Source organism: Paenibacillus sp. FSL H8-0104, from assembly GCF_038050215.1.
In the GTDB taxonomy this organism is placed as follows: domain Bacteria; phylum Bacillota; class Bacilli; order Paenibacillales; family Paenibacillaceae; genus Paenibacillus; species Paenibacillus amylolyticus.
This window is the reverse complement of record NZ_JBBOTC010000001.1, coordinates 5,749,494-5,762,095: the sequence shown is the minus strand read 5'-3', so window position 1 is coordinate 5,762,095 and position 12,602 is coordinate 5,749,494. Positions and strand designations below refer to the sequence as shown.

10 protein-coding genes are annotated in these 12,602 nt (G+C 44.3%); 7 read left to right on the top strand and 3 right to left on the bottom strand.

All coding sequences use genetic code 11. From position 1 onward, the window contains the following. Positions 1 to 251 precede the first annotated feature (251 nt). Entirely contained in the window at positions 252 to 2,729 is a 2,478-nt protein-coding gene (locus tag NST38_RS25390) for an S-layer homology domain-containing protein (RefSeq protein WP_341344115.1), read from the top strand. Between the two features lie 218 nt (positions 2,730 to 2,947). Here the strand turns inward: NST38_RS25390 and NST38_RS25385 are convergent, their stop codons facing one another. Further along, positions 2,948 to 3,823 (bottom strand): AraC family transcriptional regulator, encoded by an 876-nt coding sequence (locus NST38_RS25385; RefSeq protein ID WP_339185774.1) that lies wholly within the window; start codon positions 3,821 to 3,823, stop codon positions 2,948 to 2,950. Between the two features lie 108 nt (positions 3,824 to 3,931). Here NST38_RS25385 and NST38_RS25380 point away from each other — a divergent pair, with 108 nt between their 5' ends. Beyond that, the gene (locus tag NST38_RS25380) at positions 3,932 to 5,089 is read left to right on the top strand and encodes a Gfo/Idh/MocA family protein (RefSeq protein WP_341344114.1); all 1,158 of its coding nucleotides are present in this window, start codon (positions 3,932 to 3,934) and stop codon (positions 5,087 to 5,089) included. A gap of 379 nt (positions 5,090 to 5,468) precedes the next feature. Beyond that, a complete protein-coding gene (locus tag NST38_RS25375) occupies positions 5,469 to 5,768 on the top strand; it encodes a hypothetical protein (protein WP_341344113.1) in 300 nt (99 codons plus the stop codon). Positions 5,769 to 5,911: 143 nt separating this feature from the next. Here NST38_RS25375 and NST38_RS25370 read toward each other — a convergent pair whose 3' ends face one another. After that, entirely contained in the window at positions 5,912 to 6,232 is a 321-nt protein-coding gene (locus NST38_RS25370) for a winged helix-turn-helix transcriptional regulator (RefSeq protein WP_036605715.1), read from the bottom strand. A 415-nt stretch (positions 6,233 to 6,647) separates the two neighbouring features. On the opposite strand from NST38_RS25370, the gene zwf reads away from it, so the two are divergent. From zwf to yunB, 4 genes are all read left to right on the top strand, one after another. Continuing rightward, positions 6,648 to 8,102 carry a glucose-6-phosphate dehydrogenase gene (gene zwf / locus NST38_RS25365; RefSeq protein WP_341344112.1) on the top strand — a complete coding sequence of 485 codons (1,455 nt, stop codon included), beginning with the start codon at positions 6,648 to 6,650 and terminating at the stop codon, positions 8,100 to 8,102. Between the two features lie 541 nt (positions 8,103 to 8,643). Then, positions 8,644 to 9,537 carry a phosphogluconate dehydrogenase (NAD(+)-dependent, decarboxylating) gene (gene gnd, locus NST38_RS25360; RefSeq protein WP_017692367.1) on the top strand — a complete coding sequence of 298 codons (894 nt, stop codon included), beginning with the start codon at positions 8,644 to 8,646 and terminating at the stop codon, positions 9,535 to 9,537. Between the two features lie 86 nt (positions 9,538 to 9,623). Next, positions 9,624 to 10,268 (top strand): fructose-6-phosphate aldolase, encoded by a 645-nt coding sequence (fsa, locus tag NST38_RS25355; RefSeq protein ID WP_036605718.1) that lies wholly within the window; start codon positions 9,624 to 9,626, stop codon positions 10,266 to 10,268. 263 nt (positions 10,269 to 10,531) lie between these two features. Beyond that, a complete protein-coding gene (yunB, locus tag NST38_RS25350; protein ID WP_051446910.1) occupies positions 10,532 to 11,413 on the top strand; it encodes a sporulation protein YunB in 882 nt (293 codons plus the stop codon). 87 nt (positions 11,414 to 11,500) lie between these two features. Here yunB and NST38_RS25345 read toward each other — a convergent pair whose 3' ends face one another. Continuing rightward, the gene (locus NST38_RS25345) at positions 11,501 to 12,571 is read right to left on the bottom strand and encodes a M23 family metallopeptidase (protein WP_341344111.1); all 1,071 of its coding nucleotides are present in this window, start codon (positions 12,569 to 12,571) and stop codon (positions 11,501 to 11,503) included. Between the last annotated feature and the right edge of the window lie 31 nt (positions 12,572 to 12,602).

The following is a 12,602-nucleotide window of genomic DNA, read 5'->3' as shown; positions in this document are numbered from 1 at the left end:
CATGAGTTTTATGATTATTGTTTATTGCGATGTGCAGAAATGGAAAAAAAAGGAGTCTGATGACAAAGACACAATAAGTACTTTAAATGTTTTTAGTTAAGTGAAGATCTTTTTTATTGGATTAAAAAATAAAGTATACAAATGAATGAAAATATTGTTAGTTTTAAATTTCTGTGATACCTTTTTAAGAGGCTTATGATACTAAAGTAGTAGGTCTATAGAATTAAAAACAATGGAGGCGAAATTGAAACGTGAAAAAGTGGGGAAGTCTATTTTTATCAGGAGTATTGTTATTTAGTGGTATGGCTACATCAGTACAGGCTGAAGTAACCAAAGACGGATGGATTGGGAATGAATCATCCTTAAAAACAGCTCAACATTCTTTCAAAGATGTGGAGGGCAACTGGGCTCAGGAAGTAATTGAAAAGTGGGCTGACCGTGGAATCGTCCAAGGAAATGAACGAAATACGTTTTTGCCCAAAGGAGAAGTTACGCGTGCTGAGTGGGTCGCGATGATTAACCGAATTTTCCAGTATGAAGAGGTAAGCAATACTACTTTTTCAGATGTAACATCATCGGGTTGGTATGCTCAAGATATTGCTAAAGGAGTACAAGCTGGATATATCCGAGGATATGCAGATCACTCATTTCGGCCGACTGGTTCAGTGACAAGGCAAGAAGCAGCAGCTACGATCTCACGGATACTGCAATTGCAGGGAAGTGGGGAGTCTAATTTTGCCGATGATAAGGATATCCAAAGTTGGAGTAAAGAAGCAGTAAGTGGAGCAGCTGACAAAAAGATTATCGTTGGTTACAGTAACGGCAATTTTATGCCGAACAAGGCAATTACTAGAGCTGAAGCAGTACAGATTTTGGATCGAGCTTTTAGTACATATGGCAGTTGGTATGGGCAAGAAGGAACCTATGGATCTACAGAAAAAAGGGAAGAGATATCTGGCAGTGTAGTGATCGGTACATCAGGCGTTACACTTCAGAATATGAATATTACAGGTGATTTGATCATTAGTAAAGCGGTCGGTGATGGCGATGTGTTCCTTAAAAACGTAACTGTGCAGGGGAAAACATATGTATATGGTGGCGGTGAAAATAGCGTGCATCTGGAAGATTCGGTCCTGTTGACGGTTATTGTGAATAAACAGGATGGTACTGTGCGTTTGGTTGCAACAGGAAAAACAAAGGTTCAGGAAATCACTGTTCAAACGGCGGCCAACATCGAGTCTGACATGGGGGCAAAGATCGACAAACTGACATTGTCCGAGGCACTGCCGGAAAAATCAAGAGTATACCTTAAAGGTAATTTTGAAACGGTTAATGTGGTTGCCAAAAGCATTAACATTCAAATTCCATCGGGTACGATTAATCAACTGAACGTTGACGATTCTGCGTCAGGAACTACGGTTGAGACTAATCAGGAAGCCAAAATTATATCAGCTATTCTTAATGCAGCTGTAAGAATGTTAGGGACAGGAACCATTGAGCAGGCTACAGTTAACGCTGTAGGCGTGACCATGGAGACAGCACCAAATAAGGTTAACTTGGGAGAGAGTGTACCTGCCGATACAACAGTACAAATTGGTGGGACAAGTAAACCCGTGACTTCAGTTACACCTCCAGTTACGCCTGCTCCATCAGCTAGTGGAGGATCATCCTCAGGTTCATCAGGAGGAAGCGGTGGTAGTACAACTCCTGTAAATCCGGGTACGGGCAATGGCGGAGGAACTACACCAACTACTCCTTTACCGGGCAATGAATACGGTAGTTATGACGGTGGTTCTTATTACTTTGTAGGAGTAGAATCTGATGCAATCCCTGTTACGGATGCGGTATATATTTATAGTCCTCGCAGCGGGTATGCCTACGTATCTAAAAGCAGTATTAATGAGAATGATCCAGTTTTGTTGGAAGAAGCAATTAGACAAAAAGTAGCATATAGAGTGAAGATTGAAGCTAATACTCGTACTGCATTGCCTGTGGGAGAGATAGCAACCGAGTTTAGTAGCTACTTTAAAGTTTTTGCTGTGGATAACGAAAATCGCGCTTCCTATATCAAAAATATTATGATTCTGGATGGACCAGGAAAAGAGCTTAAAAGTCAGGGGATGATTTTATCTTCAGGTGGATGGCTAAATGATCACGAATCATATTTTATTTACTTCAACACACTGATTAAAGCGATAGATCTAAATACATTGAAAAATAGTATTGAGATTTCAACGGGAACGGAACAACCTAATTATCGCCCGCTAGGTGATGGAGATCGCGTGGAAATCGTTAATAATGGTATCGTGATAACTCCACAACATAACTATGGTAAAGCAACATATATCCGATTAAATGCTGATGCGGTGGAGACGTTGGACGGTCTCTTTAAAAATAAAGTTTACGCATCAACCCAATATCGGACTTTTACACGTCCTGAGTTTATTGATTATCCCGATAAATGGGAAATAGCTGTCCCAGTCGGAACGGTGATCAAATTTAAAGCCAATTATGGTGGAGATACATTCTATTTTGTATATAAAGATACTTTTGGTACTGAAAGTGATTACGATAAAGAAGTGACAGATGGCCATGGTTATAAATTGGATATTCCTATGGACGGTGCTGATATGACTTTCGAATTTGATACTAAAGATCTACAACCTGGAGAATATAAGGTTACTGCTTTTGGCTCAATGTCTCTGTATGTGAAGTTGACGGAGAACTAGATTTATTGAGTTTTCCTGTACAGTAAGTTATATCAAGCGAATATTTAAGGATTGGCCATAATGTGAGTTTGATCTGAACACCTTCAAGAGAATTAAACCTTGTCGTAAGATAGGGAGATAATTTTGGAGGTGTTTTTGCATTGGGAACAAGGGATTAAGCTATGCCTGCGAAGTAAAGGTAAAGTCATTGAAATGAAATAGGAAGTTGTTGTAATCCATTACTTCCTCCCCTGCACCTTCAGCCGATATTGATGTGGTGTAGAGCCTGTGGTAGTACGGAATACTTTGCAAAAGTAGGAGGGGCTCGTCATACCGACACGGTGACCGATTTCGGGAACGGTGAGCGAGGATCGAGTGAGTAGCACACAGGCATGACGGATGCGGGTGGCTTGAGCATAAGCAACGATGGTGGTGCCAGTCGCTTTTTTGAATACATGAGATAGATGGTAGGGGGACAGATGAAGTGTATCTGCGATATGCTCCAAACGAAAAGGCTCCTGGTAATGCTGTTCAATCCATTGCATGATGGCTTCGGCATGAGGGTGAAGAACGGTTGCACTGGACGAAAGTACATCTTGGGAGCGGTGCTGCTGCCCGTCCTGCCACAGATAGCGAAGTTGTGCGAGCAGATCCAATAAAAAGAGGCGTGTATCCTCCTCTATTACGTGGGGAAGGAGAGCTGGATACGTATCTGCATATTGTTCCATTCGTTGAACGAGTGGGGATGTGGCAGCAAGTCGGATGGGCTGAATGGGGGATTGCTCTTCCAGCAGATCCTGTATGAAGTCGTGAGTAACGATAAATTGGGGCCAATGTGCCTTCAGTAGATCAAGTTCAACCATGAGTACATTTCGAATGAAAGGCTGCTGTCTGGATACTTGAATCTGGATGTGGTGCAATTGAAAAGGTCGAAAAATCATGAGCATACCGGGTTCAAGGGAGAAAACCTGACCTTCGGTTATCAACTGCCCAAATCCTTCGTGAATATAGGTTATCTCCAGCTGCGAATGAGCATGGAACACTTCGCGAGACGTAGTATTGGATGTACGACGACAGACCAGATTAAATTGTTCTCCCAGAAAGATGGACTTCATGAATGCCTCCCTTATCATGCGCAAGATAGTTTTATTTTAGCACAAGATGAACGCATAAAAGCGCTTTATTATTGTGTATTGTGAAGAGAATAAGGGAGGTATGCAACGATGTTAAAAGTGGCGATTATCGGAGCAGGTGCAATTAGTGGAGCACATATCTCAGCATATATGGCGTTCCCTGAGCGATGTCAGATTGTTGCTGTGGTCGATATCTACGTGGAAAAAGCACAGAAGCGAATTAATGAATATGGTCTGGAAGGTGCACAAGCTGTCACGGATTACACAGAGTTACTTGCCCTAAACATTGATCTGGTATCAGTCTGTACACCACCGTATACGCATGCTCCCATTGCGTGTGATTTCATGCAAGCAGGTGCACATGTGTTGGTTGAAAAACCGATGGCATCTTCCCTGGAGGAAGCGGATCTGATGTTGAGGGCAGCGCAAGCAAGTGGTAAGTTGTTATCCGTAGTAGCACAGAATCGTTTTACGACACCAATGATGAAGCTAAAAGGTGTGCTGGACAGTAAACGGATGGGACCGATTGTACATGTGCAGGTTGATTCGTTCTGGTGGCGGGGTCACAATTATTATGATCTGTGGTGGCGTGGGACATGGGAAAAAGAAGGCGGAGGCTGTACCCTCAATCATGCGGTGCATCATATTGATGCCATGCTTTGGATGATGGGACCTCCAGTGGAATTGCAGGCCATGATGGCGAATACCGCACATGATAATGCCGAAGTTGAGGATATATCCATGGCAATGCTTCGATTTCAGGAAGGGGCGCTTGGTATGATTACCAGTTCCGTCGTACATCACGGAGAGGAGCAGCAGTTAATTTTTCAGGGGAAGGAAGCCCGAGTATCTGCACCTTGGAAAGTGGTTGCTTCTACCGCGAGGAATAACGGATTTCCGGAACCCAATCAAGAGCTGGAACAGCAGATTCAGAAGTTCGCTCACGAATTGCCGGATGTTACTCATGTCGGTCACGCTGGGCAAGTTGAGAATGTGTTAAATGCTATTAAGACAGGATCTCCCCTTCTGGTGGATGGCCAAAGTGGTCGAAATACGCTTGAACTGATTGTGGGTATCTATAAGTCGGCAAGCACGGGAGAAAAGGTTATTTTTCCAATAGGGGCGGAAGACGCGTTTTACACAAGAGAAGGAATCATGCAACATGCCGTACATTTTCATGAAAAAAAGACGACGGTGGACAACTTCGAGGATTCGAGTATTACACTCGGGAGCGGGTTGGATTCGTAGTGTTTTCCGTGAAAAGGATGCCCCTCACATAAGTGAGGATGGGCATCTTTTTTTGTACTAGGTTGATTACACCTACATCACCATAAAAAATCAATACACCCTGTTTTTCCTTCCATGTAACTCGTATTCGCTTCAAGATCATAATCTCCATAGTCAGGGATTGGATCAATGAGAGCTACAATCAGTCTCGTAGTCGTGTGAGGGAGAATAGGAAGAATCAGTGCTGTTTAGCTTCAGCTTTTGAGCGTGTTGGTTCAACAGAAAGAGGGTGCAAATGTAGCGCTTTTACAGTTAGCGGATTCACGTCATTTTAGACACTTGGAGAAGATGATGTGGTGGATTAAAAAGCATTTGGATTATGAGATCAAGATTGGGTTAGATGGCGGCAGATGTTCACCTGTCCAAATCGTATGCTTCCCGCATTTTTCATCAAGAGACAGGTAGCAGCATTACGGATTACGTCACAGCTCGAAGGTTGAAGCAGGACTACTTACGCCTTGATATAACAACATTTTCGGTGGAGGAGATTGGCAGACGTGCCAGATTTCCGAACGGATGTATTTCATCCAATTATTTCGCAAATCTGCCGGGACGAGCCCGCTGTATTATTGGCAACAATTTGAACGGTGCAGCAAGCATTATTTTAGTTTGCAAAATAATAGCGTTATTACGTCTCTAGATACACAATTAGTATTTACCGTTTGAAGTAAATAAATCCCGGCTGTGGATTGCACTAGCCAGTTGCTAAATGCGATACTCACCTCCGGGATTACACATCGGTAACCTTCAAGCTAAATAAACATTAAGGTTTTCCTCAAGCTGTTACAGCCACTTATCAGCCCAACGTTCCACGGCGCTTAGCGCTCTCCCAAGTTCCGTTCCTTTTCGTGACAACATATATTCAGTCCGAACTGGACGTTCCGTGACCACATGGCGAACCACTAGTCCTTCTTCCTCTAGTTCCTTCATTCGCTCATTTAACACACGTTTGCTCAAGTCAGGGATATAAGCGTGAATCTCACTGAAGCGTTTGGGTTCCTCCATCAACGCATGGATAATGAGGGCTACCCATTTTCGGCCAATGATCTGATAAGATTGTTCCACTTTTGTACATATTTGCTTGGCATTCTCATCATCGCTCATGATTGTACTCCTTTGATTTAGTATTGCTTGTAATATCATTAGTATACTTATTGTAACCTACTTGTCCACAGGCCATATGTGTAAAATGTCACATACCAATTGTTCTTAATGTTACCACATAAAGCGTTATCATCAAATAAAAACCCTATAAACACTGGAGTTCACAGGTTCGACACGATTGTTGACGAATTGTGACGACAGGTGTAATATGGGTAACGTTAATTCAAATGGTTACAATTTATAACCTAAACACAGGTTGTGGAGAGAAGGAATGTTCCATGGTTGAATTCAGGTGCGTTATATAAACGGAGGCAAGGCGGGGACCATACCCACTTATTCCGTCTTTTGTCATGCTTGGATTTGAACATTTTGCAACATCATATACTATACTGCACAGATCACAGGAGGCACTCCAATGGATGCAATGACATTTGTCCTGTTCGGGGCAACAGGCGATTTAGCCAAACGCAAGATTTACCCTGCATTATATAACTTGTACATGGATCAGAAAATGCCGAAATCCTTCTCCGTTATCGGTTTGGGACGACGAGAATTGTCGGATAAGGACTTCCAGGCGAATGTGGAAAAGTCACTGCATGAATTCTCACGTCAGACGCCGGAAGAAGCATCTCAAGTTCGTGATTTCATTGGCGCTTTCCGTTATTGTTCTTTAAATAATACGAAGCCTGAAGATTACACCAAACTGTTGGAATTGGTTCAACAGCGTGAACAAGAGCTTAACATTCCCGAAAACCGTATGTTCTACATGTCGGTGGCACCGGAATTCTTTGAGCCAATTGCATTAAACATTCAAGAAAGTGGCTTGGGTAACACCAAAGGCTGGAAGAAACTGATTATCGAAAAACCATTCGGACACGACCTGCAATCGGCTCGTGATCTGAACGAAAAACTGAGCAATACCTTTGCGGAAGAAGAAATATATCGCATTGACCATTTCCTCGGTAAACCGATGGTTCAAAATATTGAGACGCTCACCTATGCAAATCCGGTGATTCAGGCGTTGTGGTCTAATCGTTATATTGCCAATGTACAAATCACGGCAAGTGAGACGGTGGGTGTTGAAGAACGTGCCGCGTATTACGATCAAAGCGGTGCCCTTCGTGACATGTTCCAAAACCATATGCTTCAGTTGCTGATGATGATTGGTTTGCATTTGCCAAAACGTTGCACACCGGAAGAAATTCAATTCAAAAAACAAAAAATTGCTGAAGCACTTCGTCCGTTGACAAAAGAAAATATCGCTTCTGAAGTTGTTCGTGCGCAATATGCAGCAGGTGAGCTGCAAGGCGCTTCGGTTGTTGGATATCTGGACGAACCTGGCATTCCAGCCGGATCTCAGAATGAGACCTATGTTGCCGCAAGACTTTGGATCGATGATCCGTTCTGGAGCGAGGTTCCATTTTATATCCGTACAGGTAAACGCCTGGCTGAGAAATCCACCCGAATCGTTGTTGAGTTCAAGGCTCCACTGAAGACCGGTCATGAATCCGAAAATACAACGGAACCTAACTTGCTGACGATTGAAATTGGTCCGGGAGAGAGCATCTCGCTTCAATTAAATGCGAAGAATCCATTGAACCATGGTGAAGTGGAACCAATGCATATGACCTTCAACTCAGGTAAACGTAACATTCCTGAAGCTTACGAGAATCTGATCTATGATGCGATGCGTGGAGATTCCACCTTCTTTGCTCATTGGAACGAAGTGGAGCTGGCTTGGCAATGGGTGCAACCGATTCAGGAAGCATTCGAAGCAGGTAGCGTGCCACTGGATACGTACAATGCAGGTTCACATGGACCAGAGTCAGCAGATCGTCTGACCGCAGCAGACGGTTACCGTTGGTGGTAAGTGAAACAAAAGAGTGAGCATAAGAGAACACAAATAGTAAAAACAACTTTACAATCCGTTCTGCTCACAAATAATCATTTGCACAAATCCAAACAAACCTTTCCAAGTTAACAGGATATAGAACGAAATGTTTTATTCCCCTAGAGCTTGTACTCAGAAGCGAGTTGGATGGAAGCAAATTGCTGATATAACAAAGTAACTATTACGAATCATACCGTTCCAATTTTGCATAAGCCCTTCCGGTTATGATTGCCGGAAGGCCGTGAAAATTTTTGAATATAGATTAGCTGTTCAGTTTTAAAAATGGTTGGCTTGAACGCTGAGAATGTAGTGTAGGGGACGAAATCGATTCTGTAGAAGCAAAGCGTTCGCCTTTATCCCCGGATTTTCTCCTATATAGGAGATTCAAAAAATCTGGGGATAACAGCGATCAAAAGAACGATTCGTGACCGGAACGGTTACTTCGCCAAACGTAAGCTCTTATTTTTAATTTTGAACGCAAATGAAATTTAAACATTGTTTATAACAGGAGGATTTTGAAATGAAACTTGGACTTGTCGGATTAGGAAAAATGGGATTGAACCTGGGTAGAAACCTGATTGATCACAAACACGAAGTGGTTGCTTTTGATCTGAACGCTGAAGCAGTAAATGAAATGAAAGAATATGGCGCTGAAGGCGTATCTTCATACGCAGAGATGGTGGCTTCACTCGAATCCCCACGTGTATTGTGGATCATGGTCCCTCACAACGTAGTAGACGCTGTATTGGCAGAAGTTAGCCCATTGTTGTCCAAAGGTGACATCATTATTGAAGCGGGTAACTCCCACTACAAAGAATCTATCCGTCGTTACGAAGAGATGAAACCTAAAGGCATTCACTACATGGATGCAGGTACATCTGGCGGTATGGAAGGCGCACGTAATGGCGCATGTTATATGATCGGTGGAGACCCGGAAGCTTGGGCAATCGTTGAACCGGCATTTAAAGATACTTCCGTAGAGAACGGCTACCTGTATGCAGGTAAAGCGGGCAGCGGTCACTTCCTCAAAATGGTTCACAATGGTATCGAGTACGGTATGATGGCATCCATCGGTGAAGGTTTTGACGTATTGGAGAAAAGTGGATTTGATTTCGACTTCGAACAAGTGGCTCGCGTATGGAACAACGGTTCCGTTATCCGCTCTTGGTTGATGGAACTGACAGAACGTGCCTTCTCCAAGGATGCAAACCTCGACGAAATTAAAGGTGTAATGCATTCTTCCGGTGAAGGACGCTGGACGGTAGAAACGGCATTTGACCTTCAAACCGCTACACCGGTTATCGCTTTGTCCTTGTTGATGCGTTACCGTTCCCTGGAAACAGACACATTCACAGGTAAAGTGGTAGCAGCATTGCGTAATGAATTTGGCGGTCACGCTGTAGAGAAAAATTAATTTTATATATAACTGTTAACATATGATGAACATCGGGTAATGACTTATATCGTGTTTACGAATTCATCAAGTGGAGGGAACATATCATGAAATTTTTCTTGGATACAGGGAACGTGGAAGAAATCAAACGGATCGAACGTCTGGGTCTGGTGGATGGAGTCACGACTAACCCGTCTTTGATTGCTAAAGAAGGTCGCGTATTTAAAGAAGTCATTCAGGAGATCTGTGGCGTTGTTAAAGGCCCGGTCAGTGCTGAAGTCATCGGTCTCAAAGCCGAGGATATGTTGAAGGAAGCTTATGAAATTGCAGAATGGGCACCGAATGTAGTCATTAAATTGCCGATGACCGAAGATGGGTTGTACGCTTGTCATGAGTTAACGCAAAAAGGGATCAAAACCAATGTTACGTTGATTTTCTCCGCAGCACAGGGCCTGATGGCGGCGAAAGCCGGTGCAACCTACATCAGTCCATTCGTTGGTCGCTTGGATGATATTGCGGTGGATGGTATGAAATTGATTCGTGATCTGCGTCTTATTCTGGACATGTATGATCTGCCTTCCGAGATTATCGCAGCAAGCATTCGCAATATCAAACATGTAGAGGATGCAGCCCTTTCCGGTGCGCATATTGCCACCATTCCGGGTTCGCTTCTGCCGACACTTTGGAAACACCCACTGACGGACAGCGGGATTGAACGTTTCCTGAAAGACTGGGAATCTGTTCCGAAATAAAAGGATAGACATGGCCTGAATCTTTGGGTGGTCTGAACATAAAACCTTTCGCCTTGCAGAGTAATCTGCGGGTGAAAGGTTTTTTTATCTCTTTTTATGTAGTTTCCGATTCGAGGTTAGTTTAGCCAATGAGGAGTGCTTGTCCCTTTCATGTTGTTGTTACTTTTTATCCAGTGTCCATGTGCTGTCCTTCTTTTTCGGGACAACGGTGCATAAGGTTAACATATAGCCTATAGCTCATCCCGTAGGGGAGGGACACTTCGATGATGAGAAGAAAATGGCGAAGCCGGAGACGCCGTAAGCCGCCAAGCGGCAAACGCAAAATGTGGTTGATCATTTTATTGGTCACCGCGTTTTGTTTGATGCAGGGCTTTGCTTATGTGGATAAAAAGATGAAGCCCCCCATCATGCACTTGGCCAAGATCAGAGTGAAGCAGATTGCGACCGAAGCGATCAACAAGGCGATTACAGCACAGGTTGCCGATGGCAAAACCAACGAAGGACTGATTGACTGGAAGACGGATACCGCCGGGAAAGTGTCCGGTTTCATGCTGAACTACAATGAGCATATGCGAATCACTGCAAGTACGATGAATATTGTGCAATCCACGTTGCAGAATGTACACATGTTAAAAGAAAAAATCCCGCTGGGGCAGGCGCTGGGCAGTCCGGTGTTGGCTTCATTTGGCCCGAGTATACCGGTTCGTATTGAGCCCCAAGGCGCTGTCAAAGTGGATCTGAACACCCGTCAACAGAATGCGGGTATTAACATGATTTTGGTGGAAGTGTACATTCACATCATTGCTGAGGTCGCGGTCGTGGTGCCCTTCGACATGGAACCCGAAACGGTCGATACGGAGATCCCGATTTCCTACCTTCTGGTTGTCGGGGATGTGCCAATGTATTATTACGATAATCAGGGCAAGCCAGTGGGCAGTAACGGCAGTAATGCCCCAGCTATTGCTCTGCCATCAGGTCATACGGGTGTATCAAGCGGTAATGGAGTAACTACGAATCCCCCTAGCCAGAATCAGCAACAGACGCCGTCAGACCATTTGCAAGGGAATGAACTTGAAGAAATTGAACCGGATGATCTGCCTGATGTGAATGGGGGATTACAGCTCAATAAGGACGCGCACCCATGATACACACAAATTTGAATTGTAAAGCAAAGAAAGGGGCCTCTATTAAAGAGGTCCCTTTTTCGAATACTTATCGTGCATATCCTCGTCTCACTTACTTTTCTTGTTCTTTTGTTTGCGTTCATCCTGTTCCCAATGTTTCAGCTGTGGATAAGGATCAAACGACCATTCGTGCAGTCCGCTGTCGCGATAGATCCCATAGTGCAGATGTGGAGGGAATTTGCCCTGTGTCCCAGGTTTCCCGTACCCCGAACTGCCAACCCAACCTACGACCTGACCGGGGATCACAACTTCACCGATGCGTGCACTTTTGTCAAAACCCGAAAGGTGGGCGTAATAGTGATAATGATTGTTCAAATCACGGATTCCGATGCGCCAGCCACCAAACGGATTCCAGCCTTTGATTTCCACGACCCCGTAACAGGTACTGCGCACAGGCAGGCCATGTGGAGCGAAAATATCTGTTCCCTCATGAATGCGATAACCGCCCCAGCTTCTTTTTGTCCCCCAGGTACTGCGATAGGAGTAGTTGGTTCCGAGCGGGACCGGAAAGGCATGTCCGAATAGATCCAGATTGTCAAAATGCTCATATAACTTCGCGAATTGCTGTATCCGTTGCACAGCACGGGAGTTGTGATAATATTCCCACAAGGCAATGTTGAAGTCCTCTTGTTTGTTTCCGTAACCTTGAATAACAGAAGCCATGCTGTACAGCACATCCTGATCATTGTTGGCATCCGCTATACCGTCTCCTGAACCATCACGTCCATATCCTTTGAAAAAAAGAATGGATTCCGGATGTTGATCCGTCTCATCGGGATTTAGCCATCCTCTCCAGGCCGGAGGGGTCATGAAGATACCCGTAAGCCGCTCCGGATGCTTGCGATCCTTTGGATGTGCACGAGTAATCGTTCGTTCATACTGATCAATGGCAGCAAGCCTGTACCAGGGAATCTGGGTCATCTGACCAATGGTTTCATATAAATGGCGACGTGCAGCGAAAATTTCTGCGGGTTTTAACTCGGCAACCTCTGGTTTGGGAGCGGCCTGGGCGGGTTCACCGTAAACTTCAACAGGCAAGAATGGGAGAAGCAGAGTACCTGCAAGTAATGTTTTGATCCAAAAGCGGCACGTGTGCCTGAAGGTCAAGCGTTGTTGCACTGGGAAGCAACCCCTTTCCATTAGAATGATA

Bases quoted from the DNA above. Each gene is read 5' to 3' on its own strand.
- fsa (WP_036605718.1), top strand. From the start codon at position 9,624: ATGAAATTTTTCTTGGATACAGGGAACGTGGAAGAAATCAAACGGATC.
- gnd (WP_017692367.1), top strand. From the start codon at position 8,644: ATGAAACTTGGACTTGTCGGATTAGGAAAAATGGGATTGAACCTGGGT.
- zwf (WP_341344112.1), top strand. From the start codon at position 6,648: ATGGATGCAATGACATTTGTCCTGTTCGGGGCAACAGGCGATTTAGCC.
- NST38_RS25370 (WP_036605715.1), bottom strand. From the start codon at position 6,232: ATGAGCGATGATGAGAATGCCAAGCAAATATGTACAAAAGTGGAACAA.
- NST38_RS25380 (WP_341344114.1), top strand. From the start codon at position 3,932: ATGTTAAAAGTGGCGATTATCGGAGCAGGTGCAATTAGTGGAGCACAT.
- NST38_RS25385 (WP_339185774.1), bottom strand. From the start codon at position 3,823: ATGAAGTCCATCTTTCTGGGAGAACAATTTAATCTGGTCTGTCGTCGT.
- NST38_RS25375 (WP_341344113.1), top strand. From the start codon at position 5,469: ATGGCGGCAGATGTTCACCTGTCCAAATCGTATGCTTCCCGCATTTTT.
- yunB (WP_051446910.1), top strand. From the start codon at position 10,532: ATGATGAGAAGAAAATGGCGAAGCCGGAGACGCCGTAAGCCGCCAAGC.